We start from the raw sequence: 25545 nt of genomic DNA, 5'->3' as shown, positions 1-25545 counted from the left end.
AGAATCGATCCATCGAACCTGGGAGGGTAGGCGATGGCCTCGACGGCAGCAGTACAGGACGGCTGGATGGCGCGCGCTGCGCTGCGCTCGGCGGCCTGGGCGGAAAAGTGGTTCCCCGATGCGTACGTGTTTGCGGTGCTGGGCGTGGTCATCGTCGCGCTGGCGGCGATGGGCTTCGGCTCGACCCCACAGGCCACCGCCAGCGCCTTCGGTGATGGCTTCTGGAGCCTGATTCCCTTCACCATGCAGATGGCCTTCGTGGTCATCGGTGGCTATGCCGTGGCCACTGCACCGGTGGTCGCACGCTTCATCGACTTCCTGGCCCGGGTGCCGCGCACCGGCCGTGGTGCGGTGGTGTACGTGGGCCTGGTCAGCATGCTCGCCTCGCTGCTCAGCTGGGGCTTCTCGCTGGTGTTCGGCGGCCTGCTGGTGCGCGCGCTGGCCCGCCGCACCGAACTGCGCATGGACTACCGCGCCGCCGGTGCGTCGGCATATCTTGGCCTGGGCGCGGTGTGGGCCATGGGGTTGAGTTCCTCGGCCGCACAGCTGCAGGCCAACCCGGCCAGCATGCCGCCGGGGCTGGTGGAGATCACCGGCGTGTTGCCGTTCACCGAAACCATTTTCCTGTGGCAGTCGATTGCGCTGACTGCAGTGCTGATCCTGGTCTCGCTGCTGATCGCCTGGCTGACCGCACCGGCTGCCGGCAGTGCGCGTACTGCCGAGGAGTTCCCAGGCGCTGCGCAGGCCGAGCCGGAACCGCTGCAGCGACGCACGCGCCCGGGCGAATGGCTGGAATACAGCCCGCTGCTGACCGTGCTGCTCTCGCTGCTGGCGTTCGGCTGGCTGTTCAACGAGTTCGCCAGCAAGCCGGTGGTCACTGCCATCGCCAACCTCAACACCTACAACTTCCTGTTCATTTCGCTGGGCCTGCTGCTGCACTGGCGGCCGCGCAGCTTCCTCAACGCGGTGGCCAAGGCGGTGCCCAGCACCACCGGCGTGTTGATCCAGTTCCCGCTGTACGGTGGCATCGCGATGATCCTCACCCATGCTGCTGGCGGCGACGGGCAGACACTGGCGCACCGCCTGTCGAGCCTGTTCGTGCACGTGGCCAGCACCGATACCTTCGCGCTGGTGATGGGCGTCTATTCGGCGGTGCTGGGCTTCTTCGTGCCCTCCGGCGGTGGCAAGTGGATCATCGAGGCGCCGTACGTGATGCAGGCCGCCAATGAACTGAAGGCACACCTGGGCTGGGCGGTGCAGGTCTACAACGCGGCCGAAGCGCTGCCGAACCTGATCAACCCGTTCTGGATGCTGCCGCTGCTGGGCGTGCTGGGCCTGAAGGCACGCGACATCGTGGGCTTCACCTTCATCCAGCTGCTGGTGCACATTCCGCTGGTGCTGGGCCTGCTGTGGCTGCTGGGCATGACCCTGGCCTATGTGCCGCCCGTGATGCCCTGAATGCAGGGTTGGCTTCCCTGCGTGCGTTGGGAAGCCAACCTTGTTCAGCGCGTGTTTCCGGCGGCGAACGCCATGAATGCGTGCAGGCTGACGATGGCATGAGCACATGCCGAACCCGCATGAATCCTTCAGCCGCTTGTGCCACAAGGGCTTCTGCGCGTTCATTCACACGCGTACACACAGATGTAGCCGCCCACCCACGCGTGATTAACCATTCGCTGCAGACGATGGCCACGTCCACCGCATTCCGCGAGTGGCTTTGGAGATCGGACATGGCACAGCAGAACCAGAACCCGAACCAGAAGCAGCAGGGCCAGCAGAACCAGCAGGATCAGCAGCAGGGTCGTGGCCGCGACCAGCAGCAGCAACAGCAGCAGGAACAGCAGCAGCGCAACCAGCGCAACCAGCAGCAGGGTGGGCAGGACGAGGAAGAGTGACCTCGCCACCAGCTCCGGTGATGCGAAGCCCCGCCCCGTGCGGGGCTTTGCTTATTCCAGCATGCCGATGCGCTGCAACACCGGCGCCGCCGACATGTCGTTCGGATTGGTGCCGGGCTGATCCTGCGGCACGTCCATGCCCATGCCGCGGTACAGATCCACCCAGTGCTGGGCGATCTCCCCGGTCTGCGGGTTGCGGAAGTTCATCGGCTGCAATGCGAATACGTGGTGCGCACGGAAGGCGCGTTCGATGAAGTCCGAGCAGTAGTAGCTGTCCTCGTTCAACATATACGATGTGTTGTACGGCTTGCCCAGCATCGTGCGCGCGGTGGCGACCGCATCCTTGATCGCTGCCTGCTGCGGCGCGCGCAGGCGATAGACCACGATCTGCCGCTGCCTGGCGCGCGCGTCCTGGCGGAATTCGACCAGCGATTGCCGGCGCGATCCTTTCTCGTCTGCATGCAATATCTCCCAGCCCTTCGACGCGGAAGCGACCAGCGCGACGTGATCGAAGCTGGGCGCGCCCTGCTTGCCGGTGGCATCGTCGATGGCCGCACTGAGACCGCTGCGGCCGGCGGTGACGAACAGCAGGTCGCCTTCGTGGACAGCGACGGCCCTCGCCACCGCCGGCCACAGGGCGGGCAGCAGCAGGCCGATCAGGAGCAGGAGGCGATGCATGAGCATTCTCGGACAGGCGGAATGCCTGAATTGTAGGGGGCGCGGTAGCATGGAGCGACCGGACCGGATTCAGGATGAGCCCATGTGTCGATACCGTTCTGCCGCAGTGCTGATGCTCGCCTGCGCCGTGGTGCTGGTTGCCTGCACGCCAGCGCCGCAGGCACCGCAGACCGCGACCGAAGCCTCACCTGCCGCAGCGGCGCCGGCGACCACCGTCGCCGAGCCCACAGCTGTGGCTGCACGCGGTGAATGCCTCTACCCGGACTTCGATACGTTCCTGAAGCATTTCGGCAACGAGATCGCGCTGCAGGAAAAGACCACCGCCGATCCGCTGCTGGACAGCTACATCGATGCAGAGGCCGAGCCGGAACCGCGCAAGGTGGAAAGCCGGCTGGCGCGGGCCGATGTCGAGTGGCCGGTGATGCCTGATCCCGCCGCACTGGCCGGGCAGGGCCGCGAAATGCAGGTCAGCCTCCTGGCCGATGGACAGCGGCAGGTGCAGATCCGCACGCCGGACAGCAGCGACCAGCAGACCTATACCTTCACGCAGGCGCCGTGCTGGACGCTGGTCAAGCGTGAGGATGAGTCGATCTGATGGCTGATCCGGCACAGGCGCGGCGGGCCAGCGGCTGCTAGGCTCGATCCCTGGTCCAGGCAGGGAGACGCCGATGCAGGCTTTCAGGAAGCGCACCACCACCGCCGCCATTGCCGCCGTATTGGCGATAGCCCCCTTCAGCGGCGCGCAGGCACAGTCGGTGCATGCCGATGACCGCACCTACTTCGCCAGCGCCGCGTCCGAACAGACCGCGCGCGAGGCGTTGGGCAAGCGCGTCGAGGCCCTGCAGCAGGCGTCCACCCTCGCACCGGCGGAACGCTTCCAGCAGGCCGAGGCACTGGAGGGGCAGTGCTTGCGGCATCTCGGCTACCTGCATCTGCAGTCCGCCCGCAACGCGCGCGATCTTCGCCCGGCACAGGCGATGGAGCAGGCAGCGGGGCTGTGCAGCCGCATCGCTCGCAGTGGTCGCGCCGCACTGCGCGAGGCGCCCGCAGATGCGGCGTGGGCAGCACCGTATGGCTTCCTGCGCACTCGGGCGCTGAAGGAGGCTGCCACCCCGGCCAACGTCGCGCTGGATGAGGCCGTGGAGGCACTGGCCGATCCGGCGCTGGACAGCTTCGCGCGCCTGCGCGGGCAGATCCTGCGCAGCGCCGAGTACCCGCAGATCGAGCACGGCGGTCGGCACTGGGACACGGGCCGCGACAAGCAGCTGCTGGCCCAGCAGCCCGACCGCGCCCTGCGCGAGGCCGGCTGGAAGGGCTACTGGCAGGGGCTGCACTCGCGCCGTGAGCCGATGGCCTCGGTGCTGCTGGGGCTGGTGCAGGTGAATGACGCCGCCGCACGCCTGCAGGGTGACGGCTCGGCGCCGGCATATGGCTACCAGCGCATGGGCCTGGATACTGCCGCAGTGGATGCAACGCTGGTGGCGATCGAACAGCACGCCGGGGACCGCCGTGCCTACCAGGACATGCTGCTGCGCCACGCTGCGCGATCCGGCATCGACGCGCCGCAGATCTGGGATACCACCGTGCCCGATGCCGGCTATACGCCACCGGTGCTGACGTTGGCGCAGCTGCGTGACAACGCCGCCGATGCCATGCAGCACCTGGGACCGGCGTACGTCGCCGAACTGCGCGCGCTGCTCGATCCGGCCAACCAGCGCATGGATCTGGCCACCGAACGTGGTGACCGCAGCCAGGACGCGTTCCCGGTGAGCGCTCCCGGTGTGCCGGCAATGCTGTTCGTTGGCCTGCGCCGTGGTGATCTGGAAAGCGACGTCGAGATCGCCCATGAAGCCGCTCATGCCGTGCACGGCGAGTGGATGCAGCGCGGTCATGCGTCGCCGCTGCAGCGTAATGGCAGCCAGTGGCTGACCGAGGCGTTCGCGATCTACAACGAGCTGCGCTTCCGCGACCAGCTGTACCAGCAGGCAGAGGATCCGCGCGCCAAAGCCTATTACCTGAAATCGCTGCTGGACGACATGGTGCTGCAGCTGTTCACCTCTTCCGAGGAAGCGCAGCTGGAGCAGTCGATCTATCGGGGCGTGGCCGCCGGCACGCTGGGCACCGCCGATGACCTGGACGCGCTGACCGGGCAGGTGCTGGCGCGCTTCGGCCAGCAACCGGAGCGCTACCCGCAGCTGCGCAACACCTGGATCGGCAAGCGCCTGATGTATGAAGACCCGAACTATCTGGTGAACTACCTGTATGCGGGGCTGCTGGCCGTGCAGTTGTATGTGCAGGACCAGCGCGACCCCGAAGGGTTCCGTGAGCGCTATCTTGCCGTGCTTGGCGAGGGCTTCGACCGCGCGCCGAACGAGCAGGTGGCGCAACTGCTGGGGCACGCGCCTGACTGGGCGGCCCTGGTGGATGCCGATCTGCAGGTGTTCAACCAGACGGCGGCGCAGCTGCAGGCGCTGCATGCGCAGATCGAGGCAGGGCAGGGTACGTGAACCCGGCGCGCCCCTTGCAGCAGGCGGCCGCCACCGTGTGGATGCTGTTGCTGCTGTGCCTGCTGCCGATGGCGGCGACGGCGGTCACCCCGATACCTGCGCTGGACGATCCGGTGGTGGATGCCGCCAACGCGTTGTCCGCTGAAACCCGCGCCACCCTGCGCAGGCAGGCACTGCAGCTGCAGGCACGGAAAGGTGCACAGCTGCAGGTGCTGGTGGTACCCAGCGTGGGCAGCGAAGGCATCGAGGCCTATGCACAGCGGGTGTTCGATCAGTGGCAGCTGGGGCGCGCCGGTGTCGACGATGGTGTGCTGCTGTTGGTGGCGGTGCAGGACCGCCGCGTGCGCATCCAGACTGGCTATGGCCTGGAAGGAGCGCTACCGGACGCGTACGCCGCTCGCATCATCGACAACGCGATCGTGCCGCGCTTCCGTGAGGGCGATGTCGACCAGGGCGCGCTCGATGGCACGAACATCATGGTGGCGCTGATCGATGGCGAGGACCTGCCGGCATGGGAAGAACCGTCGGCCAGCAATGTGCTGCCTGCGGACTGGCGACGCGCAGACTCGGTGGTGGCGTTGACCCTGCTGGCCGGTTTCCTGGCCGGGCTGTGGCGCTCGCCGCCGCCCCTCCCGCCGGCGAAGACCGAGGACGATTTCAGCGGCAGCCGTCGGGAGCGGCGGCGCAAGGCACTGGCCGCCAATGCATCGGCACCAAAACCAACCTGGCCGACCTTGCCGGCCTGGGGGCGCCCGATGCTGGTGACCGCTGTTGTGGGTGCGGGCATGCTCTCCGTGGCGCTGCTGCTGCCACGCCATGTGCTGCCCGGCCTGTGCTTCGTGCTGGCGCTGGGTGTGCCGGTGGCTGCCCTGCTGGGCTGGTGCTGGCGCCGCAGCCGAGGTGTGCGCATCGTGCTGTGCGGGATGCTGATACTCAGCGTGCTCTTCCTTGTGCAGGCGTTGCTGCGTGACCAGCTGCCACCGAGCCTGGCCCGGCACCTGCTGCTGCAGGCCGCCGCGGGCGTTGTTGCCCTGATGGTGTTCCTGCTGGTGCAGGCCTGCCGCACACGCTGGAAGAAGAACCGCAGCAGCTTCATCGTGCGCATGACGGTGCTGGTGCTGTTGACCCTCGGCTATGCCGCGGGCGCGTTGCTGGCGATCCATCGTGCCGAAGGTGACGATCCACGGCTGCTGGCAATGATCGTGTCCGGGGTGTGCGGCGTACTGCTGTACTTCGTGTGGTTGTTCACCATGCTGCCGGGCGAGCGCGCACGCGGCCGGGCTTCATCATCCCGCGAACGCACGTCGTCCCGTTCGCCGTCCTCGTCGAGTTCGTCGTCGAGCAGTTCCAGCAGCTGGTCTGGAGGCGGCGGCCGCAGCGGCGGAGGCGGCGCGTCCGGCAGCTGGTAGTTCAGGTCGCCTGCACCCGCCAGCCGAGCGAGGCGTCCTCCACAACACCCGGGCCGGCCACGTCGCCGACCTGCAGCTGCAAGCCGCGCGCGTTCGGCAGGTCCTTCTGCTCGGGGAACCAGCGTCGATCCGCAGCGACCACGATCAGCAGGCCCTCGTCGTCGCCCATCGGCGCGAACTGCGGCGAAGGCGGGCTGATCGGTTGCAGGCCGAACCGCAGGCTGGACTGTTCGCGCGCAGCGTCGACATCGTGGCTGGGCAGGCCGACTTCGCTCAGGCAGGTCAGTTCGCTGCCGTGGAACGCACCTTCGCGCGCGCTGGCCGGCAAACGGCGGCGGCCGATCAGTTCCAGGATCAGGCCGTCAGGGCCAGTGAAGTACACCGACTGCGACTGCCAGCTGCTCTCCAGCGCGAAGTAGTCCAGTCCCGCCGGATTGCGTTGCAGCGGCGTGCGCTCACGCAACCAGGTCATCGCCTCGCTGAAGCGGTTGTCCGGTACGTTGAAGGCCAGGTGCACGCCACCGACCGGATGATCGCCCGCCGGCTGTAGTTCGATCGTGCTCCATCCGATGTGCACATGATTGCCGACCACGCGCTGCTGCAGCACGTCGTGGAAATATGCAGCGATGGTGGTGACGTCGGACACCGGGAGGGTGAGGCGAAGCAGGCGCATGATCGATCCTCCGTGGAGCGCATGCACCGAGTGTAGACCTGGCGGGATTGCGTGGGTGTCACCGCGGGCGCAACGATTCGTTACGGTGGGTGCCGCGCTCGAAGATCACTCCACTGGCAGCCAGATTTCCACGCCGCCGTTGCCGCTGTGCTCATCGAAACGCATGTCATAGCGTTCCAGATCGGGGGCATCGGCCAGGCTGAGACCGGAGCCGGGCAGGTAGTGATCCAGCAGCCAGAACCAGGTCGAGCGGATGGTCGAGATGTGCCCGCCGTGCCAGGCCACCAGGTAGCGACGCGGCGGAATGTCCACGCGTTGCCAGTGCGCAGGTACGCTCGGCACCGCGCTGGCCGGCAGTGCGGCGATGTAGTCGAAGCCGCCATCGTCGTCACTGTTGCAGCACACGCCGAAGCTGATCGGTGCCGGCGTCGGCCATTCCCGGTTGAGCTGCGCCCACTGTCCGGGTATCGCACCGCCGCTGTCGCGGGTATGCCGCATGCCGATACCCGCGACTTGGAAGGCAGGGGTATCGAGCAGGCGCGGCGCTTCACCGCAGGCAGTCGGCGCATCGTCCACGCGGATCGCCTGCACCAGCGCCAGCCCATCGGTGCCTTGTTCGCGTACCCGCTCCGGGGTCTGCCCGAACTGTTCGCTGAAGGCGCGGGTGAACGCGGCATGGGTGGTGTAGCCCGCGCCCAGTGCCACCTGCAGGATGTCGCCCGCCCCGTTGGCCAGCCGCTGCGCGGCAGCGGTCAGGCGCCGTCCCCGCAGATAACGCACCACCGAGGTGCCGGTGCGGGCCTGGAACAGGCGCGACAGATGGAACGGCGAAAGCCCCGCTGCGGCGGCAATATCGGCCAGTGCCAATGGCCGGTCCGCATGGGTTTCGATGTACCACAACGCCTTGCCTGCCGCGCTCATCCTTCCGTTCCCCGAATCCAATGCCGGGCACAGTAGCGGATCGGCAGGCGCCGCGTTTAGCAGTTCTTGCGCTGCAGCGGCATCAAGCTGTCGCACTGACGTCATGGCTCCTTCACAGATCGCGCCGAGACTGCGCGCCTTGTCCAGCCCTGTTGTTTCCGAACAGGTGCTGGCCCAGTCGCGTCCTCCCGGAGCCTTGCCGTGCATCGTTCGAAGCTTTCGCGTTCCATCCTCCTTGCCCTTTCCATGGCCAGCGCAGGAGGCGCGACTGCAGCGGAGGCCGATGCGGTCGATGCCACGGCGGGCAGCCGTGCGGCGCCCACCCAGCTCGACGCGATGCTGGTCACCGGCACCCGCGCCTCCAACCGCACCCAGTTCGAAACGCTGGCGCCGGTGGACGTGTTCACCAAGGAAGACATCAAGTCGGTGGAATCCACCGACCTGAAGGACGTGCTGGCGCAGCTGGTGCCATCGTTCGTGGTGCAGCGCCTGCCGATGGCGGACGGCCAGGTGTTCGTGCGCCCGGCCACGCTGCGCGGCCTGTCGCCCGACCAGACCCTGGTGCTGGTCAACGGTCGTCGCTTCCACCGCAGCGCGCTGCTCGGCAACCGTGGCGCGCAGGCGGCCGATCTGGCACAGATTCCGACCAGTGCGATCAAGCGCATCGAAGTGCTGCGCGATGGTGCGTCGGCGCAGTACGGCTCGGATGCCATCGCTGGCGTCATCAACATCATTCTCGAGGATGGCCCGGGTACCGAGATCACCGCTGGTTATTCGCAGTATGCGCAGGGCGATGGCGCCTCGCGCGATTTCAGCGCACGTACCGGCTGGTCGCTGGGTGACTACGGCAGCCTGGTGCTGTTCGCCGAATCGTCCAACTCCGACGCCACCTCGCGCACCCGCCAGCGCCCCGATGCCATCGCCTTCCAGGCTGCACATCCGGAGCTGGACGTGCCCAACCCGGTGCAGCGCTGGGGCCAGCCGGAACTGGAAAGCCGCCGCGTCGGCTTCAACGTGAAGGCCAACGCCAGCGACACGCTGGAGCTCTATGCCTTTGGCCTGTACAGCCACAGCGATGGCGTCAGCGATTTCAACTGGCGCAATCCGGACACCACCACCGGTGCCTACCGCACCACCGCGATCTTCCCCGGCTGGAACCTGCGTTCGATCTATCCGGTGGGCTTCAGCCCGCAGTACGGCAACGTCCAGAATGACCTGCAGCTGGTCGGCGGCCTGCGTGGCGAGATCACGCCGAAGCTGCGCTGGGATGTCAGCGCTTCATATGGCCGCAACGCCATCGACTACAGCCTGAAGAACTCCATCAACGCTTCGCTCGGCCCGGCCAGCCCGACCGCCTTCGATCTCGGCCGCCTGACCCAGACCGAGAAGAACGCCAACGCCGACTTCAATTACGAGTGGGACGTAGCCGCGCTGTCCAAGCCGATCAACGTCGCCTTCGGTGGTGAGTTCCGCCAGGAGACCTACCAGGTGCGTGCCGGTGATCCGGCTTCGTACGCCGTAGGCCCGGGCGCGGCCGCTGGCCTGGAAGCCAATTCGAACGGTGCGCCGGGATTCTCGGCCAGCCAGGCCGGGCAGTGGAGCCAGCGCAGCAAGGCGGCCTACGTGGATATGGAAGTGCCGCTGGGCGAGCGCTGGAGCATCGGTGCGGCCAGCCGTTACGAGGACTTCTCCAGCTTCGGCAGCACCCTGGACGGCAAGCTGTCGGCACGTTTCGCGATCACCCCGGACGTAGCCCTGCGCGGCACGGTGTCCACCGGCTTCCGCGCACCGACCCCGGCGCAGCTCAACACCACCAGCACCACCCAGGGCCTGGATACGCGCACCCTGCAGATCTTCACCAGTGGCCGCCTGTCGCCGAACGACCCGCTGGCGCAGCTGCTCGGTGCCAGGCCACTGAAGCCGGAAGAATCGCGTACCGCGTCGCTGGGCCTGACCTGGCGCACCGACCTCGGCCTGTCCGGCTCGGTGGATGTCTACCAGATCAAGCTCACCGACCGCTTCAGCCAGTCGGCCAGCTTTGCCATTCCGGCAGGCACGCCGAATCCGCTGGGCTATACCTCGGTGAACTACTTCACCAACGATTTCGATACCACCACCACCGGCGTGGACGTGGTCGGCAACTACCTGCGCGACCTCGGCGCGGGCCGCATGACGCTGACCCTGGCCTACAACTACAACCGCACCCGCGTGGACAATGGCAGCACCTCGGTGGCCACCAACGAAACCCAGCGCGTGCTGTTCGAAGACCGCCTGCCCGAGCACAAGGGCAGCCTGACCGGCAGCTGGGACATTGGTGCCTGGTCGTTGATGGCGCGCATGCGCTACTACGGCGCCTGGACCGACGCCAGCGGCAATGCGGTGGGCGACATCTACCAGCGCTTCGGCGCGATGAGCTTCCTCGACCTCGCCGTGGGCTATCGCATCAACGAGCACCAAAGCCTGCGCGTGGGGGCCGACAACGTGCTGGACCGCTATCCGGATGAGGCGGTGTTCCAGGCCAGCCGCGGCCTGGTCTACTCGCGCAACGCGCCGTACGACACCGATGGTGCCAACCTGTACGCGCAGTACCGGTTGAGCTTCTGATGGACCGCACGCGCCGCTCCCTGCTGCGTGCCGGCACCCTGCTGCCGGCCGCAGCCGCACTGTCTTCACTGCCCGCCATGGCTGCCACGCGCTACGCTGCGCCCATGCAGATTCCCGCAACGACCGTGGCGCCGGACGTGCTGGCCCGCGATGAAGGCTATTGGGCCTCCGTGGCCAGCCACTTCGACATCACCGACGAAGTGAACCACCTGGAGAACGGCTACTGGGGCGCGATGGGCCGCGAGACGCTGGCCAGCTACCAGCGCCATACCGCTGAAGTGAACCGTGGCAACGCCTGGTACGGCCGTCGTGAGTTCCCGGCGCAGTACCTGGCGGTGCAGCGGCAGGTAGCCGAGCTGCTGGGCGTGGGCGTTGATGAAATCGCACTGACCCGTGGTGCCACCGAGGCGATGCTGGCCCTGATTGGCGGCTACAACCGCCTGCAGCCCGGCGACCAGGTGCTGTACGCCGACATCGACTACGACAGCATGATCGGCGCGATGCGCTGGTTGCAGCAGCGTCGCGGCGTGCAGGTCGAGCGTATCGCGCTGCCGGCGGTGCCGGACCACGCGCAGATCCTGCAGGCCTACGAGGCCGCATTCGCGCGGCTGCCACGCCTGAAGCTGGTGCTGCTGACCCAGGTCAGCCATCGCCATGGGCTGGTGCTGCCGGTGGCGGAGATTGCCGAACGCGCGCGAGCACGCGGTATCGATGTGATCGTCGATGCCGCGCATGGGTTTGGCCAGATCGACTACGCGGTGCCGCAGCTGAAGGCCGATTTCGTCGGCATCAACCTGCACAAGTGGATCGGTGCGCCGGTGGGCGTCGGCGCGATGTACGTGCGCAAGGGGCGCGTGACCGACCTGGATCCCTACATGGGTGAAGCCGACGATGGCCGCGTGGGCAGCCGCGTGCATACCGGTACGGTCAACTTCGCCGCCTACCTGGCACTGCCGGATGCCATTGCCCTGCATCAGCGCATCGGCGTGGCCAACAAGCAGGCGCGGCTGCGCTACCTGCGTGAGCGCTGGACCGTGCCGGCGCGGCAGATGGCGCATATCGAAGTGCTGTCCTCGGCGGACCCGGCGCTGGCCAGTGCGCTGGCCAGCTTCCGCCTGCGCGGGCACACCAGCGTGGCCGACAACCTCGCGCTGCAGAAGCGCTTGCTGGATGAGCATCGCGTGTTCACTACGCATCGCGACGGTTTGGACTCCGGCGCGTGCGTGCGGGTGACACCGTCGGTGTTCACCCGGCCGGAGCAGATGGACGCGCTCGTGCAGGCGCTCTCCGCCCTGGCCTGACCCTGCTTTGGTGGGTGCCAACCTTGGTTGGCACATTCCGTCCGTGCCGGGGAATCTTCCGCCGGGCATGGCCCGGCGCTACCGATCCTCCTCCAGCCTGGCGGGTGCCGACCGTTGGTCGGCACATTCCATCCACGCATGGCGTGCACGGGCATTGCCAACCAAGGTTGGCATCTACCGAAGCGGGTCCCGTAGATCCACGCCATGCGTGGATGCTCTCCACCTACCGCTCGATCGCCGGCAACGCATCCGACAGCAACAACCGATCAATCCGCCGCAGCGCACTTTCCAGCTGCCGGCGATCCGCCGCCAGTCCCAGCGACAGCCGCACGCCACTCTGATGCAATACCCCCGGCGGGCAGAATGCCGATGACGGCGCGATCGCCAGCCCCTGCAGCTGTGCGGTACGCACCAGGGTGGCATCGGTCCACGGTGCCGGTATCCGACACCACGCATGCAGGCCTTCGGCGCGCTGCAGCAGCGACGGCGCCAGCAGGTAGCGCGCCATGCGCATGCGCTCGCGCGCCTCGGTGCGCACCTGCGCCAGCAGTGACTGCGCCGAACCATCCAGCAACAGCTGGCTGGCCAGCGCCGAGACCAGCGGATGGCCCATCAACCGCGTTGCCCGCAGTGCAGCCGTCATCGCCTCGGCATGCGCCGCGCTCGGGCAGCGCACGAAAGCGGTGCGCAGGCCGGGGCTGATCACCTTCGACAGCGTCGCCACGTAGAACACATGGCGCGGTGCCAGCGCCGCCAGCGGTGTCGGTGCATCCTCGGCGAGGTGCCAGTACGGATCGTCTTCGATCGCCAGCAGGCCTTCGCGCTCCAGCACGCGTGCCAGCGCTTCGCGCCGCTGCAGCGGCAGGGTCAGCGCGGTCGGGTTCTGGCAGGTGGGATTGAGATAGACCAACCGCGCGCCGCTTTCGCGTGCCAGCCGGGCCAGTGCATCGGGGCACATGCCGTGTTCGTCGCTGTCCACCGGCAGCAGGCGCCGGCCCAGTGCGGCAGCGGCCTGCAGCAGGCCCGGATAGACCAGCGCATCGCAGAGGATCGCATCATCGTCGCGGCCCTGGCTGACCAGGATCGCGGCGAGCGCCACCTGGGCGCCTTCGGTCAGCAGCAGGCAGGCGTCGTCCACCTTTCCCAGCATCGGCTGCAGCCAGCGCGCCGCTGCGTGGCGGTCGGTGGGGTTGCCGCCGCCCAGGTGATAGGTCATCAGGTTCGGTGCGTTGCTGCGTGCGAGTACGGCGGCCGCGCCACGCCGCAGCGTCTCGGCCAGCGCATCGGCGTCGGGCACCGGCGGCACGTTCATGCTCAGGTCTACCACCTGGTCGAAGCCGGCCTTGGGCGGTGCGATGAAACTGCCCTGTGGTCCACGCGCTTCGATCAGGCCACGCTTGCGTGCTTCATCGAAGGCGCGGGTGACCGTGGTCAGGTCGATACCGAGCTGCTGCGCCAACGCGCGCTGCGAAGGCAGGCGCTGTCCCGGTGCGAGACCACCGCGGCGCACCGTGCGTTCCAGCGAGTTGACGATGCGCAGGTAGATCGGCCCGCTGTGCGCGAGTACGTCCTGCACCCATTCGCGGGCTGCGACATCCGGTCGCGGCATGTACGGAGCATGTCGGGGCGTATCGTTGCTTCCAACGGCGGGAGCCTGTCCATAACCATCGGTCGGTTCGGACAGGTGACCGCCGTTGTTGTTTGCGGCGGCCACGCCGGCCAGCGTCAGTGATGTCATTGCGCGTCCTCAGCGCTTGGCCTGCCAGGGGCAGTAGCAGCCCACGGCAAGCAGTCCTTTCGGGCGCACGGTCTCGCCGCGCACCAGTCTGTCCAGCAGCGGTTCGACGAAGCTGTTGGCCGAGTTGCAGACCATGCCGATGCTGTACGGTCCTGCGTAGGCGAGGTGGCCCTGGCGATCCCAGATGGCTACGGCGGGGCTGGCCGGAATGTGTTCGATGCCGTCGATGGTCGGCAGGTTGATCACCTTGTTGCGCAGTGGCTCGGGCAGCTCGCCCTGCGTACCCGGGCGGCGGATGGCATAGAAGTCGATGCCGGCGCGGCGGTACATGCTGATCAGGTAGCTCAGGTGCGCACCGGTCTCGCGGTTGCACACGCTGCAGGCCGGGTCCCAGAAATGCACCACGCGGATGCGGCCGGTATCACCGGCCAGATCGGCCGGCAGGCGCAGCTGCGAATCGTCGAAGACGATGGCCTGTTCGGTGAAGGTGGACTGCGCGCTGTAGCCGAAGTACTGCCACAACGCAGCTGCCACGCCGGCCATGAACAGGCAGGCGAGGGCGATCATCGTCGGCAGCAGCCAGCGGCGACGCGGCGCGGCTGCGCCCATCAGGAATCTTCCCGGCCGAACTTGTGCACGTACTGCTTGCGCATCTCGCGGCAGGAATCGGCCTGCGCGCGGCGCTGGATCTCGCTACGCGACGGATCCTCGCTGCGCTGCACGCACTGCTCGATGGCGTGGCGTTCGGCGGCCTGCACGTCCACGGTCTGCGGCTGCAGGCAGACCCAGGCCAGCGCGGTCAGCATCAACACCACAAAGCCACCGCAGCCGGCCATCACCAGGTGGAACTTCAGTTTCTCGGCGCGCATCGATGCACGTCCCTTCATCCATACATTGCATACAAAATATCATCTTGTATGGATGAAGTGCCATGCACCCGGTTCAGACGATGGCGTTGTGCCGGGCCTCGGGGGCTTCGGACAGAATCTCGTTCAGCTTGGCCAGCGCCCCGGCCAGCGCGCCCTGGTCGACCGCGCCGCCCAGCGACAGGCGGATCGCGTTGCCCGGCGGCGGCTCTTCCACGCTGAAAGCATCCGAGCTGGCGATGCCCAGGCCCTGTTCCTGTGCGGCCTGGATCAACCGGTACTGGTCCAGCCGTGGCGGCAGCGGCAGCCACACATGCAGGCCGGCCGGATGCGCCTGGGCGCGGGCCGGCAGGTAACGGGCGGCAATGGCCTGGCGCTCGCGCAGTTCCTGCTGGAAGCGCTGCACCATGTCCTGGGCCTGGCCGCTGCGGATCCACTGCGAGGCCACCGCCACCATCGACTGGGTCGGCATCAGTGCGATCGCACGCAGGGCGTCCAGCACCGGTTCCATCGGTTCGCCGGCCGGCACCACCAGGTAGGCGGTGCGCAGGCCCGGTGCCAGGCACTTGGACAGGGTGGAGATGTAATACACCGGGCAGCCGGCGTCGCGGTGGGCGGCCAGCGGCGGTGCTGCGTCTCCGGCCAGCAACCAGTAGGGATCGTCTTCGATCACGGTCAGATCGTGGCGCTTCGCGACCGCCAGCAGCGCCTGCCGGCGCTGTGCCGACATCGTCGCCGTGGTCGGGTTCTGGATGGTCGGCACCAGGTACAGCAGGCGCGGGCGACGCAGCTGGCAGGCCTCTTCCAGCGCTTCAGGCAGCATGCCTTCGGCGTCCATCGCCACCGGCACCACGCCCCGCTGCAGCACGCGCGCGGCGGCCAGCAGGCCCGGGTAGGTCAGCTGCTCGGCGGCGATCAGCTCGCCCGGCTGGGTGCGGGCCAGGATCAGCGCGCACAGCGCGGTCTGCGCGCCGGGGCAGATCACCACCTGGTCGGCGCCGACCGTGCCCAGCATCGGCGCCAGCCACTGCACGGCGGCGGCGCGGTCCTCGCGGGTGCCGGCACCGACGTGGTAGCTCATCAGTTCGCCCTGGCCCAGCTGCTGGCCGACGTGCTGGAAACCGGCCTCCATGCCCTGCGCGAACGGCGCGCTGCCCAGCAGCGGCGGGATGTTCATGCTCAGGTCGACCGAGGTGCTGCGGTTGCCGGCCGACAGTGCGATGAAGGTACCGCCGGCGCCCTGCGCGTCGAGCAGGCCGGCCTGGCGCAGCTCGGCGAAGGCGCGGGTGACCGTGGTCAGGTCCACGCCCACCTGCTGGGCCAGGTCGCGCTGCGGCGGCAGGCGGTCGCCCGGGCGCAGCACCCCATCGTCCACCGCCTCGCGCACCTGCTGGGCAATCTGCAGGTACAGCGGGCCGGCGCCCTCGCGGAAGGGGCGAACCCAGGTGCGATTGGGGTGTTTCAGGCGGCGGCCGGCGGCAGGTGGCGTCATCGGTCAGTTTTTCCATACGTGCAGATGCACAAGTCCATACAATGATGTATCTTGTATGGTCTTGATTGGAGTGGTTCGCCTTTTTGTAGGCGACCTCGTACCCACAGTGTAGCCGCTCCACGCCCGGGCGCTGCGCGCAGGCGAGCCGGTCAAGCGCGCTTCTTCAACAGGGTTGACCTCCAATGAATATCTGCTGGAACCGCATCCGCCTGGCGCTGGTCGCCCTGGCCTGCGTCGGCCTGTCGGGCTGTGACTGGGTGCTGCTGGATTCGAAGGGCATGGTCGGGCTCGCCCAGCGCGACCTGATCCTGATCTGCATCGGCCTGATGCTGATCGTGGTGATACCGGCCATCGTGCTGACCTTCGTGTTCGCCTGGCGCTACCGCGCCGGCAACACCAAAGCCAAATACATGCCTGACTGGTCGCACTCCACCAAGGTGGAGATCGTGGTCTGGGGCGTGCCGCTGATCATCATCGCGGTGCTGGCGGTGATCGTGTGGAAGTCCACCCACGAACTGGACCCGTACAAGCCGCTGGACGTGGCCGGTGAGCCGCTGCATGTGGACGTGATCGCCACCGATTGGAAGTGGGTGTTCGTGTATCCGGACCTGGGCATCGCCACGGTCAACCAGCTCAACTTCCCGGTCGACCGCCCGCTGGCGTTCAACATCACCTCCAACTCGACGATGAATACCTTCTTCATCCCGCAGCTGGGTGGGCAGATCTACGCGATGGCCGGCATGCGCACGCAGCTGCACCTGATCGCCAACGAGCCCGGCCAGTTCCGTGGCATGTCCGGCAACTACAGCGGGCATGGCTTCTCGAACATGAAGTTCATCGCCACCGCCAGCAGCAACGAAGAGTTCGAGCGCTGGGTGACCGAGGTGCGCAGCGCGCCCGACGCCCTCAGCTTCACGCAGTTCAAGGCGCTGGCCGCGCCGTCGAAGAACGCACCGGTGCAGCACTTCTCCAGTGTTGAACCGCTGCTGTTCAAGAAGGTCATCGACCAGTTCATCGGCGTTGGTGAGAACACCGCTGCTGCGACCCCGGCGGGCGCTGCCGGCGGTGCCCAGGTTTCCCAGGAGTAACGAACATGTTGGGTAAATTGACGTGGGAGGCCGTGCCGCTGCACGAGCCGATCGTCGTGGTCACATTGGCAGCCATGGTGCTGGGTGGCCTCGCGCTGCTCGGCGCGGTGACGTACTTCAAGCTGTGGGGCCCGCTGTGGCGTGACTGGTTCACCACCGTGGACCACAAGAAGATCGGCATCATGTACGTGGTGGTGGCGCTGGTCATGCTGGTGCGTGGCTTTGCCGATGCGCTGATGATGCGCGCGCAGCTGGCCGCGGCTGGCCCGGGCAGTGACGGCTTCCTGCCGCCGGAGCACTACGACCAGATCTTCACCGCACATGGCGTGATCATGATCTTCTTCGTGGCCACCCCGTTCGTGGTCGGCCTGATGAACATCATCGTGCCGCTGCAGATCGGCGCGCGCGACATGGCGTTCCCGTTCCTCAACGCCTTCAGCTTCTGGATCTTCGTGGTCGGCGCCGCGCTGATGATGATCTCGCTGGGCGTTGGCGAATTCGCCATGACCGGCTGGGTCGCCTATCCGCCGCTGTCGGGCATCGAGTTCAGTCCAGGCGTGGGCGTGGACTACTACATCTGGGCGTTGCAGGCCTCGGGCATCGGCACATTGCTGACCGGCGTCAACCTGTTCATCACCATCCTGCGCATGCGTGCGCCGGGCATGACCCTGATGAAGATGCCGGTGTTCACCTGGACCGTGCTGGTCACCAGCGTGATCATCATCGCCGCCTTCCCGATCCTGACCGTGGCGCTGGGTGCGCTCACCCTGGACCGCTACCTGGACTTCAACTTCTACACCAACACGTTGGGTGGCAACCCGATGATGTACGTGAACCTGGTGTGGGCCTGGGGCCATCCGGAGGTGTACATCCTGGTGCTGCCGGCGTTCGGTATCTTCTCCGAAGTGACTGCCACGTTCGCGCGCAAGAAGCTGTTCGGCTACAAGTCGATGGTGGGCGCCACGCTGGCGATCGGCATCCTGTCGTTCATCGTCTGGCTGCACCACTTCTTCACCATGGGCTCCGGTGCCAGCGTCAATGCCTTCTTCGGCATCATGACGATGATCATCGCCATCCCCACCGGCGTGAAGATCTTCACCTGGCTGTTCACCATGTACGGTGGCCGCGTCGAGTTCAGCGTGCCGATGCTGTGGACCATCGCTTTCCTGGTCACCTTCACCATCGGTGGCATGACCGGTGTGCTGCTGGCCATCCCGGGTGCGGACTTCCTGCTGCACAACAGCCTGTTCCTGGTCGCCCACTTCCACAACACCATCATCGGCGGCGCGCTGTTCGGCTACCTGGCCGGCTTCGCCTACTGGTTCCCGAAGGTGTTCGGCTTCACCCTCAACGAGCGCCTGGGCAAGTGGTCGTTCGCCTGCTGGGTGATCGGTTTCTACCTGGCCTTCATGCCGCTGTACATGCTCGGCTTCATGGGCATGACCCGCCGCATGAACCAGTACGACAACCCGGCGTGGACGCCGTACCTGATCGCCGCTTTCATCGGTGCGCTGTTCGTGTTCGCGGGCATCATCCTGATGCTGGTGCAGATCTACGTGAGCGTGCGCGACCGCAAGCGCAACGTGGACCTGACCGGCGACCCGTGGAATGCACGCACGCTGGAATGGGCCACGCCGTCGCCGCCGCCGTTCTACAACTTCGCCGTGGTGCCCAAGGCCGATGAGCTGGATGCCTTCCACGAAGCGAAGAAGCGTGGCCTGCCGCCGCCGCCGAAGAAGTACGCACCGATCCACATGCCGAAGAACACCGGCGTGCCGCTGATCCTCAACATCTGGATCCTGATGCTGTGCTTCGCCCTGGTCTGGCACATCTGGTGGATGGCCGCGGCCAGCTTCATCGCGATGATCGTGACCCTGATCGTGCGGTCCTATGACGATGACGTGGACTACTACGTCAGTTCCGAAGAGGTGGCGCGCACCGAAGCGGCCAACCTGGCCAAGCTGAAGGAGGCACGCGCATGAACCTGTTGACCCGCCCGGAGCTGGCCAGCGACACGCAGGCGCACGAGGACCACCACGAACACGACCATGGCCACGAACAGGGCGGCATGAAGGTGTTCGGCATGTGGGTCTACCTCATGTCCGACCTGGTGCTGTTCGGTTCGTTGTTCGCCTCGTACGCGGTGCTCAGCACCGCCTACGCCGGCGGCCCCACCGGCAAGGACCTGTTCTCGCTGCCGTTCGTGATGGCCGAGACCTTCCTGCTGCTGGTTTCCAGCATCACCTACGGCCAGGCCGTGCTGGCGATGCATCGTCACGACACCTCGGCAGTGCTGCGCTGGCTGGGCGTGACCTTCGTGCTCGGTGCCTCGTTCATCGGCATGGAGATCTACGAGTTCTCGCACCTGATCCACGAAGGCGCGGGCCCCAGCACCAGTGCCTACCTGTCGGCGTTCTTCGCGCTGGTCGCCACTCACGGCCTGCACGTGGCCAGCGGCCTGATCTGGATGGCGGTGGTCATGCACCAGGTCTACAGCCGCGGCCTGACCCCGACCAACATCACCCGCGTGTCGTGCCTGAGCCTGTTCTGGCACTTCCTGGACCTGGTGTGGATCTGCGTCTTCACCTTCGTCTACCTGATCGGAGCCTTCTGACATGGCCCACGTCGAAACCTCGCGCGCCGGCAATGCGCACGGCTCCACCAAGTCCTACCTGATCGGCTTCGTGCTGTGCGCGCTGCTGACTGTGGTGCCGTTCGCGCTGGTGATGAACCCGGTGCTGTCGCGGCCGCTCACGCTGTTCCTGCTGGTCGGCTTCGCGGTGGCGCAGATCCTGGTGCAGCTGGTCTATTTCCTGCACATGGACCGCAAGTCCGAAGGCGGCTGGAACCTGGCCAGCTTCGTGTTCACCCTGGTGATCCTGTTCATCGTCGTCGCACTGTCGGTCTGGATCATCTGGAGCATGCACTACCACATGATGATCAACTGACCGTGGCCGGGGTGATCGGCATGGACCGCGCGATCACCCCGGCACCTCCGTCCTCTTTCCCCCAAGGGCAGGCCTGACCGAGACCCCGCCCGCGTCTGCGTTGGTGGTACCCGTGAAGCGTCCTGCTGCTGTTGCCCGTTCGTTGTTCTCTCCCCGATTCCGCCTGCCGCTGCTGGCAGGCCTGGCCATCGGCCTGCTGGCTGGCTGCAGCGCGCAGTCGCGCATGGATTTCTACTCCAAGGACATTGCCTGCGAAGAGCTCGGCCAGCACTGGTCGATGCCTGACAGCTACGGCGCCGTGCGCGGGCCCAAGGACCTGCAGGGGCAGGTGACCTATCTGTTCTTTGGCTTCACCAGCTGCCCGGACGTGTGCCCGACCACCATGGTCGAGCTCAGCCAGGTCAAGCACCTGATGGGCAAGGATGCCGACCAGTTGCAGGTAGTGTTCGTCAGTGTCGATCCCGCACGCGACACGCCCGAAGTCGCCCGCACCTATGTGGAAGCGTTCGACCCCAAGGCGGTCGCATTGGTCGGCAACGAAGCACAACTGGCCGCGATGGCCAGCGACTTCAAGGCGTTCTACGAAAAGGAACCCGGCCCGGTGCCGGAGACCTACACCATGAGCCATATCGCCGGCGGCTACGTGTTTGATCGCCAAGGCCGTCTGCGCCTGTTCGCGCCCTATGGCATGCCGGTGGACAAGCTGTTCTCGGACGTGCAGCGCCTGCTGCTCGAGCCTGGCCATCCGACCGCCGGCAACGGCCCGCTGGCCAGCTGCCACCTCAAGCGAAGCGACACGCTCGCCGCGCGGTAATCCTGGGCCATGCCCGGCTGATGCCGCCTGTTCGTCGCGCCCACTGCCCCGGTAGGTGTCGACCTTGGTCGACACGCGGTGAATGAATCTGGTGGGTGCCGACCGTTGGTCGGCACACCCCACACACCAATCCCCCGGCCGGCCAGGAGAGCCAACCGGCCGGGGGCACCACTCAACGCCTTACTTGGTTTCTTCCCACTGCACCACGTCCGGCTCGGCCGCCTTGATGCCGGCGGTCGACAGCAGCTTGGTGGTCGCATCCAGTGCCGCGTTCACCGACGGATACTCCACAATCGCGCGGCCCGAGGCCTTGGATACCTTCACCACGGTGCCGCCGGTGGCGGTGGCCGCACGCTGCGCCGAAGCCGCATCGGTGAAGAACACCTTGACCCGCGAGGTCGCCACGACCGGCGCGCCATCGTTGGAGACAGCGGCCGCAAACTTGCTGGCACCGGCATCCGCACGTGCGGCCACACCGGTAGACGCATCCGTGGACCGCTTGCTGCGGGTGCCGACGGCCGCCGCGCTGGCATCAGCCCCGGTGGTGATCCGGAACTGGCCGCCGCTGGCCTGCTGCACGGTTGCCGACGGCGCCAGCTGGAAGCGCGAGCCGCCCACATTGAACGAACGGCCGGTGGCCTCTGCCTTCAACTGCTGCGTGTCTACGGTCGACAAGGTCTTCGCCGGAGGTGTCTGGCCCGAACTCTGTGCCCAGGCGGTGGTGGTCATCGCCGCGAGGGCGAGGGTGCTCAACAGAATGGTCGTCTTCATCATCAGTGCCCCAGAACGCGGATCTTGAAGAATTCGAGGTTGCCACGCGATGCAGCGTTCGCGGCCTGCCCCAGGTCGGTGACTTCCAGCGTCCAGGTGCCCGTGGCGTTCTCATCCAGGAAGGCATTGCTGGACAGCAGGTCCCAGTTGGTGAAGTTGCGCTGCACACCGTTGAGGCCAGAGCCGATCGCGGTGAATGCCGGTTGCACCACGCTGCGGGTGCCACTGGGCGAGATCAGCACGAACTGCAGCTGGCGGGTGTTGCTGTGGTTGACGCGGAAGCCGAGCTGCACGCTCTCGATGTTGCGTGCACCGTTGGCGAGCTGGAAGGTCAGGCGCGCCGCGGCCGCCGAGGTATTGCCGATGGCCACGGTACGCGTCGTGTTGCGCCAGCCACTATCCACCAGTGCACCCAGCGGCTGGAAGTCCTCTGCGACCTGTACCGCGCGTGCTGCATTGACCACACCGAAACCGTACCAGTTGCTGTAGGCACGGCCGGCGGCATTCACCGTCCAGCCCGGCACCAGCACGCGGCCGTCGGAGTGGGTCACCGCTGCCCGGTTCGGATCGGTGCGGGTGGCGGTGGTGGCCAGGATGTACTTCACATCGCGGTAGGACAGGTTCGGGTTGGTCTCCAGCAGCAGTGCCGCCACGCCCGACACCATCGGCGTGGCCGCCGAGGTGCCGTTCATCTTGCCTGTGTAGTTGCAGGTGCTGTCGATGGCAGACTGGTCGCCGTCCAAAGTGTTGCGCAGGCTCGTGTTCTTGTTGCTGCCCTGCGCGCAGCCGGTGACATCGGTGGTGAGGATGGCCGGATCGTAGCGGATCGCCAGCTGTCCCGGCACGACCTGCCGCTGCCAACCATTCTCACCGCCGAAGCCGGACACCCACAGCGCCGAGCCGGTGGACGAGTAGGACGAGCGCACGCCATCGGCGCGCACGGCGGCAACGGTGATCACGTTGAACAGGTTGTTACGCGGGTCGCGACCGGCCGGAATGCAACCCGTGTTGCGGTTCTTGGTGTCTGCCGAGCAGATGTCGGTGCCATCCGAGCGTGCGCCGTTGTTGTGGTTGTTGCCTGCGGCCTTCACGTAGATGCCACCGCGGCCGCCACGGGTGCCGGACATGGCCTGCTCATAGGCGGCGATGTCGTTCTGGCTGTAGGCCAGCGGCAGGTTGGGGTTGCCCGGGCTGGAGCCCCAGCTGTTGTTGAAGACCCCCACGTCGGCCACTTCGGCGCCGTCCCACCACGAGTACTCGATGTTGGAATTCGAATTGCCCTGGGCATTGGACGCCAGGAAGTTGAAGCCCTTCAGGGTGGCCGCCGAGGCGACGCCGCGCACGCCCAGGTTGTTGGCACCTACTGCACCGGCGATGCCGCCGACCATGGTGCCGTGATTGTCGCGGTCCGGATTGGACGGTGAAGGGTTGTTGCTCTGGTTGGCGAAGTTCTTGCCCGCGACCGCCGCGACGTTGGCGGCCAGGTCCGGGTGTGCGATCTGCAGGCCGTCATCGACGATGGCGATGGTGACGCCCTGGCCACGGATGCCATTGCGGAACAGGCCATCCACGTTCAGATCGTTGCCAGCCACCGGCAGGGTATCGCCCAGTACGGCCTGTCCGGTGTTGAGCAGATGCCACTGACGCCCGGCCAGCGGATCGGCCTGCTGGGCCTGGGCGGTAGCGGCCAGGCTGCCCAGCACCAGGGCAGTGGCAAGGGCCAGGCGCGCGGAGCGCGGTGGCGCGGAGCGTTGCGTGTGTCGCTTCATACACGAATCCTTCTGTTGTGAATCGGCATGGCAGGACGGCGGGGCGGAACTGCCCCATCGCAACGAGCCAAACGCGACACAACGAACAACCCCCTACCTCTTCACACTCCCAATCTGCAGATGTGCCGATTGCGTCACAAACGCTTATGCCGTGGGGTAATGACGACTGCAGCGGCCCGCATCTGGTAGGTGCCCACCTTGGTTGGCACGCGTATCGACGCATGGCGTGGATCCACCCGGCATCATCGCGCGCCCTCACATCCGGCTGTGCTACTACAGCCCGTGCACCCTTCCGCATCGGAGCACGATGATGGTCAACCCTCTGGCCCAGGCCCATCGCGGCCTCGGCACCACGCTGTTCAGCCTGTTGAACCCGATACCCTTCGGCTTCTTCGTCGGCGCACTGATCTTCGACGCGATCTACCTCAACAGCGCCGAGGTGATGTGGGGCAAGGCCGCCGCCTGGCTGATCACCTTCGGCCTGTTGATCGCCATCGTGCCGCGCCTGATCAACCTGTTCGCGGTCTGGCGCCGCAACGGTACCGGCACCCGCATCGACCGTATCGACTTCTTCCTCAACCTGGTCGCGGTCGTGCTGGCCATCTGGAACGCCTTCGTGCACAGCCGCGATGCGTATGCCGTTGCGGTGCCGGGCACGATCCTGTCGGCGCTGACCGTGGCCCTGATCGCCCTGGGCCTGATCCTGCTGTCACTGCAGCCGCCGGTGCTGCAGGGAGGCCGTCATGGCTAAGCACATCCTGCCCACCGTGGCCGCGCTGGCGCTGGCCGTGACCCTGTCGGCCTGTGCCGGCAAGGCCGAGTACCATCCCGCCGACCAGTCCGGTGCGCAGCCGCCGCTGCCGGCACCGAAGAACTTCCTGATGCCGCCGATGCAGGTGCCACGTGGCGTGGGCTGGGCCGATGGGCAGTCACCCACAGTGGCCGAAGGCCTGAAGATCGAACGCATCGCCGCCAACCTGCAGCATCCGCGGCGATTGTTGACTCTGCCCAACGGCGATGTGCTGGTGGTGGAGGGCAATGGCCCCGGCGAAGAACCGGTCACCACGCCCAAGCAGTGGATTGCCGGCAAGGTGAAGGCGCGCTCGGGCAAGGCCGGCAAGGGCGGCAACCGGGTCACCCTGCTGCGCCGTGCGCCTGGTACTGCCACGTGGACCCAGCACGTGTACATCGAAGGCCTGCATTCGCCGTTCGGCATCCAACTGATCGGTGACACGCTGTACGTGGCCAACACCGGCAATATCGTGCAGTACCACTACGTGCCGGGCGAGACCCGCATGTCCGACAAGGGCCGCGAGTTCACCGACCTGCCCAGCACCATCAACCACCACTGGACCAAGGAACTGCTGGCCAGCCGCGATGGCCGCAAGCTGTACGTGGGCGTGGGCTCCAACAGCAACATCACCGAGAATGGCCTGGCCGTTGAATACCGCCGCGGAGTGGTGCTGGAAGTGGACGTGGCCACCCGTGGCAGCCGCATCTTTGCGTCGGGCATCCGCAACCCGACCGGACTGGACTGGGAGCCGAGCACCGGCACGCTGTGGGCCGTGGCGAACGAACGCGATGAAATCGGTGCGGATCTGGTGCCCGATTACCTCACCTCGGTGAAGGAAGATGGCTTCTACGGCTGGCCCTACAGCTACTACGGTCAGCACGTGGACGAGCGCGTGCAGCCGCAGCGGCCGGACCTGGTGGCGAAAGCCATCACGCCGGACTACGCCATCGGCTCGCACGTGGCGCCGCTGGGCCTGCTGTTCTACACCGGCCAGGCACTGCCGGCGCAGTACCACGGCGGCGCCTTCATCGGCGAGCACGGCAGCTGGGATCGCTCACCATTGAGCGGCTACGAAGTGGTCTACGTACCGTTCAAGGACGGTAAGCCGACCGGGCGGCCGCAGACCGTGGTCAGTGGTTTCGCCTCGAAGGACGAGAAGACCCTGATGGGCGCACCGGTGGGGATGGCGATGGACGCCGAGGGCGCACTGCTGGTCGCCGACGACGTGGGCGACGTGGTGTGGCGGGTGTCGGCCAAGTAACTCTGCAGCGTCGAGCC

At 66.8% G+C, this 25545-nt stretch carries 23 protein-coding genes; 14 read left to right on the top strand and 9 right to left on the bottom strand.

Annotation, left to right across the window (positions count from 1 at the left end; translation table 11 throughout):
• Nucleotides 1-33 precede the first annotated feature (33 nt).
• Both ACZLHH_RS22355 and ACZLHH_RS22350 read left to right on the top strand, forming a co-directional pair.
• Nucleotides 34-1458 carry a short-chain fatty acid transporter gene (locus tag ACZLHH_RS22355; RefSeq protein WP_180844622.1) on the top strand — a complete coding sequence of 475 codons (1425 nt, stop codon included), beginning with the start codon at nt 34-36 and terminating at the stop codon, nt 1456-1458.
• Nucleotides 1459-1730: 272 nt separating this feature from the next.
• On the top strand, nt 1731-1895 hold the full coding sequence (locus ACZLHH_RS22350) for a hypothetical protein (RefSeq protein ID WP_005414774.1): 165 nt from the start codon (nt 1731-1733) through the stop codon (nt 1893-1895).
• A 51-nt stretch (nt 1896-1946) separates the two neighbouring features.
• On the opposite strand, the gene ACZLHH_RS22345 is transcribed toward ACZLHH_RS22350, so the two are convergent.
• Nucleotides 1947-2573 (bottom strand): YiiX/YebB-like N1pC/P60 family cysteine hydrolase, encoded by a 627-nt coding sequence (locus ACZLHH_RS22345; RefSeq protein ID WP_478478744.1) that lies wholly within the window; start codon nt 2571-2573, stop codon nt 1947-1949.
• An 82-nt stretch (nt 2574-2655) separates the two neighbouring features.
• Here ACZLHH_RS22345 and ACZLHH_RS22340 point away from each other — a divergent pair, with 82 nt between their 5' ends.
• From ACZLHH_RS22340 to ACZLHH_RS22330, 3 genes are all read left to right on the top strand, one after another.
• Nucleotides 2656-3168: a hypothetical protein gene (locus ACZLHH_RS22340; protein WP_180844620.1), complete on the top strand. Its 513-nt coding sequence runs from the start codon at nt 2656-2658 to the stop codon at nt 3166-3168.
• 73 nt (nt 3169-3241) lie between these two features.
• Complete coding sequence (locus tag ACZLHH_RS22335) at nt 3242-5080, top strand: M3 family metallopeptidase (protein WP_180844619.1); 1839 nt, start codon at nt 3242-3244, stop codon at nt 5078-5080.
• A 41-nt stretch (nt 5081-5121) separates the two neighbouring features.
• Nucleotides 5122-6489: a TPM domain-containing protein gene (locus ACZLHH_RS22330; RefSeq protein ID WP_180844668.1), complete on the top strand. Its 1368-nt coding sequence runs from the start codon at nt 5122-5124 to the stop codon at nt 6487-6489.
• A 1-nt stretch (nt 6490) separates the two neighbouring features.
• Here ACZLHH_RS22330 and ACZLHH_RS22325 read toward each other — a convergent pair whose 3' ends face one another.
• Both ACZLHH_RS22325 and ACZLHH_RS22320 read right to left on the bottom strand, forming a co-directional pair.
• On the bottom strand, nt 6491-7162 hold the full coding sequence (locus ACZLHH_RS22325; protein WP_180844618.1) for a VOC family protein: 672 nt from the start codon (nt 7160-7162) through the stop codon (nt 6491-6493).
• Nucleotides 7163-7267: 105 nt separating this feature from the next.
• On the bottom strand, nt 7268-8083 hold the full coding sequence (locus tag ACZLHH_RS22320; protein WP_032127095.1) for an AraC family transcriptional regulator: 816 nt from the start codon (nt 8081-8083) through the stop codon (nt 7268-7270).
• A 201-nt stretch (nt 8084-8284) separates the two neighbouring features.
• Here ACZLHH_RS22320 and ACZLHH_RS22315 point away from each other — a divergent pair, with 201 nt between their 5' ends.
• Together ACZLHH_RS22315 and ACZLHH_RS22310 are read left to right on the top strand one after the other, a co-directional pair.
• The gene (locus ACZLHH_RS22315) at nt 8285-10687 is read left to right on the top strand and encodes a TonB-dependent receptor plug domain-containing protein (protein WP_180844617.1); all 2403 of its coding nucleotides are present in this window, start codon (nt 8285-8287) and stop codon (nt 10685-10687) included.
• Entirely contained in the window at nt 10687-11988 is a 1302-nt protein-coding gene (locus ACZLHH_RS22310) for an aminotransferase class V-fold PLP-dependent enzyme (RefSeq protein ID WP_180844616.1), read from the top strand. Before ACZLHH_RS22315 ends, ACZLHH_RS22310 begins: the two co-directional genes overlap by 1 nt.
• 223 nt (nt 11989-12211) lie before the next feature.
• Here the strand turns inward: ACZLHH_RS22310 and ACZLHH_RS22305 are convergent, their stop codons facing one another.
• Genes ACZLHH_RS22305 through ACZLHH_RS22290 form a run of 4 tightly spaced genes read right to left on the bottom strand, consistent with a single transcriptional unit; the run spans nt 12212 to nt 16084 of the window.
• The gene (locus tag ACZLHH_RS22305; RefSeq protein WP_180844615.1) at nt 12212-13726 is read right to left on the bottom strand and encodes an aminotransferase-like domain-containing protein; all 1515 of its coding nucleotides are present in this window, start codon (nt 13724-13726) and stop codon (nt 12212-12214) included.
• A 9-nt stretch (nt 13727-13735) separates the two neighbouring features.
• A complete protein-coding gene (locus tag ACZLHH_RS22300) occupies nt 13736-14335 on the bottom strand; it encodes a DUF6436 domain-containing protein (protein ID WP_049395335.1) in 600 nt (199 codons plus the stop codon).
• Nucleotides 14335-14613 carry a hypothetical protein gene (locus ACZLHH_RS22295; RefSeq protein ID WP_258014079.1) on the bottom strand — a complete coding sequence of 93 codons (279 nt, stop codon included), beginning with the start codon at nt 14611-14613 and terminating at the stop codon, nt 14335-14337. The genes ACZLHH_RS22300 and ACZLHH_RS22295 overlap by 1 nt, the downstream gene beginning before the upstream one ends.
• 55 nt (nt 14614-14668) lie before the next feature.
• Nucleotides 14669-16084: an aminotransferase-like domain-containing protein gene (locus tag ACZLHH_RS22290; RefSeq protein WP_049421130.1), complete on the bottom strand. Its 1416-nt coding sequence runs from the start codon at nt 16082-16084 to the stop codon at nt 14669-14671.
• A gap of 182 nt (nt 16085-16266) precedes the next feature.
• Between ACZLHH_RS22290 and cyoA the strand changes: the two genes are divergently transcribed.
• From cyoA to ACZLHH_RS22265, 5 genes are all read left to right on the top strand, one after another.
• Nucleotides 16267-17172: a ubiquinol oxidase subunit II gene (cyoA, locus tag ACZLHH_RS22285; RefSeq protein ID WP_032127101.1), complete on the top strand. Its 906-nt coding sequence runs from the start codon at nt 16267-16269 to the stop codon at nt 17170-17172.
• A gap of 5 nt (nt 17173-17177) precedes the next feature.
• Nucleotides 17178-19154, top strand: coding sequence for a cytochrome o ubiquinol oxidase subunit I (cyoB, locus tag ACZLHH_RS22280; protein WP_180844614.1), 1977 nt, complete (start codon nt 17178-17180; stop codon nt 19152-19154).
• Nucleotides 19151-19786 (top strand): cytochrome o ubiquinol oxidase subunit III, encoded by a 636-nt coding sequence (gene cyoC, locus ACZLHH_RS22275; protein WP_012512371.1) that lies wholly within the window; start codon nt 19151-19153, stop codon nt 19784-19786. The genes cyoB and cyoC overlap by 4 nt, the downstream gene beginning before the upstream one ends.
• A 1-nt stretch (nt 19787) precedes the next feature.
• Entirely contained in the window at nt 19788-20120 is a 333-nt protein-coding gene (cyoD, locus tag ACZLHH_RS22270; protein WP_006399830.1) for a cytochrome o ubiquinol oxidase subunit IV, read from the top strand.
• A 142-nt stretch (nt 20121-20262) separates the two neighbouring features.
• Entirely contained in the window at nt 20263-20934 is a 672-nt protein-coding gene (locus ACZLHH_RS22265) for an SCO family protein (protein WP_180844666.1), read from the top strand.
• A gap of 180 nt (nt 20935-21114) precedes the next feature.
• Here ACZLHH_RS22265 and ACZLHH_RS22260 read toward each other — a convergent pair whose 3' ends face one another.
• Nucleotides 21115-21708 carry a S8 family serine peptidase gene (locus ACZLHH_RS22260; protein ID WP_006399785.1) on the bottom strand — a complete coding sequence of 198 codons (594 nt, stop codon included), beginning with the start codon at nt 21706-21708 and terminating at the stop codon, nt 21115-21117.
• The gene (locus ACZLHH_RS22255; RefSeq protein ID WP_100435394.1) at nt 21708-23474 is read right to left on the bottom strand and encodes a S8 family serine peptidase; all 1767 of its coding nucleotides are present in this window, start codon (nt 23472-23474) and stop codon (nt 21708-21710) included. Before ACZLHH_RS22255 ends, ACZLHH_RS22260 begins: the two co-directional genes overlap by 1 nt.
• 310 nt (nt 23475-23784) lie before the next feature.
• Between ACZLHH_RS22255 and ACZLHH_RS22250 the strand changes: the two genes are divergently transcribed.
• Nucleotides 23785-24225: a DUF2231 domain-containing protein gene (locus ACZLHH_RS22250; protein ID WP_180844613.1), complete on the top strand. Its 441-nt coding sequence runs from the start codon at nt 23785-23787 to the stop codon at nt 24223-24225.
• Nucleotides 24218-25528: a PQQ-dependent sugar dehydrogenase gene (locus ACZLHH_RS22245; protein WP_180844612.1), complete on the top strand. Its 1311-nt coding sequence runs from the start codon at nt 24218-24220 to the stop codon at nt 25526-25528. Before ACZLHH_RS22250 ends, ACZLHH_RS22245 begins: the two co-directional genes overlap by 8 nt.
• Nucleotides 25529-25545 lie beyond the last annotated feature (17 nt).

It is taken from the genome of Stenotrophomonas sp. 28608_Sma, assembly GCF_056486185.1.
The sequence above is the reverse complement of the archived record's forward strand: the minus strand, read 5'-3'. Positions and strand labels throughout refer to the sequence as shown.

Bases quoted from the DNA above. Each gene is read 5' to 3' on its own strand.
- ACZLHH_RS22355 (WP_180844622.1), top strand. From the start codon at position 34: ATGGCCTCGACGGCAGCAGTACAGGACGGCTGGATGGCGCGCGCTGCG.
- ACZLHH_RS22350 (WP_005414774.1), top strand. From the start codon at position 1,731: ATGGCACAGCAGAACCAGAACCCGAACCAGAAGCAGCAGGGCCAGCAG.
- ACZLHH_RS22345 (WP_478478744.1), bottom strand. From the start codon at position 2,573: ATGCATCGCCTCCTGCTCCTGATCGGCCTGCTGCTGCCCGCCCTGTGG.
- ACZLHH_RS22340 (WP_180844620.1), top strand. From the start codon at position 2,656: ATGTGTCGATACCGTTCTGCCGCAGTGCTGATGCTCGCCTGCGCCGTG.
- ACZLHH_RS22335 (WP_180844619.1), top strand. From the start codon at position 3,242: ATGCAGGCTTTCAGGAAGCGCACCACCACCGCCGCCATTGCCGCCGTA.
- ACZLHH_RS22330 (WP_180844668.1), top strand. From the start codon at position 5,122: ATGCTGTTGCTGCTGTGCCTGCTGCCGATGGCGGCGACGGCGGTCACC.
- ACZLHH_RS22325 (WP_180844618.1), bottom strand. From the start codon at position 7,162: ATGCGCCTGCTTCGCCTCACCCTCCCGGTGTCCGACGTCACCACCATC.
- ACZLHH_RS22320 (WP_032127095.1), bottom strand. From the start codon at position 8,083: ATGAGCGCGGCAGGCAAGGCGTTGTGGTACATCGAAACCCATGCGGAC.
- ACZLHH_RS22310 (WP_180844616.1), top strand. From the start codon at position 10,687: ATGGACCGCACGCGCCGCTCCCTGCTGCGTGCCGGCACCCTGCTGCCG.
- ACZLHH_RS22305 (WP_180844615.1), bottom strand. From the start codon at position 13,726: ATGACATCACTGACGCTGGCCGGCGTGGCCGCCGCAAACAACAACGGC.
- ACZLHH_RS22300 (WP_049395335.1), bottom strand. From the start codon at position 14,335: ATGGGCGCAGCCGCGCCGCGTCGCCGCTGGCTGCTGCCGACGATGATC.
- ACZLHH_RS22295 (WP_258014079.1), bottom strand. From the start codon at position 14,613: ATGAAGGGACGTGCATCGATGCGCGCCGAGAAACTGAAGTTCCACCTG.
- ACZLHH_RS22290 (WP_049421130.1), bottom strand. From the start codon at position 16,084: ATGACGCCACCTGCCGCCGGCCGCCGCCTGAAACACCCCAATCGCACC.
- cyoA (WP_032127101.1), top strand. From the start codon at position 16,267: ATGAATATCTGCTGGAACCGCATCCGCCTGGCGCTGGTCGCCCTGGCC.
- cyoB (WP_180844614.1), top strand. From the start codon at position 17,178: ATGTTGGGTAAATTGACGTGGGAGGCCGTGCCGCTGCACGAGCCGATC.
- cyoC (WP_012512371.1), top strand. From the start codon at position 19,151: ATGAACCTGTTGACCCGCCCGGAGCTGGCCAGCGACACGCAGGCGCAC.
- cyoD (WP_006399830.1), top strand. From the start codon at position 19,788: ATGGCCCACGTCGAAACCTCGCGCGCCGGCAATGCGCACGGCTCCACC.
- ACZLHH_RS22260 (WP_006399785.1), bottom strand. From the start codon at position 21,708: ATGATGAAGACGACCATTCTGTTGAGCACCCTCGCCCTCGCGGCGATG.
- ACZLHH_RS22255 (WP_100435394.1), bottom strand. From the start codon at position 23,474: ATGAAGCGACACACGCAACGCTCCGCGCCACCGCGCTCCGCGCGCCTG.
- ACZLHH_RS22250 (WP_180844613.1), top strand. From the start codon at position 23,785: ATGGTCAACCCTCTGGCCCAGGCCCATCGCGGCCTCGGCACCACGCTG.
- ACZLHH_RS22245 (WP_180844612.1), top strand. From the start codon at position 24,218: ATGGCTAAGCACATCCTGCCCACCGTGGCCGCGCTGGCGCTGGCCGTG.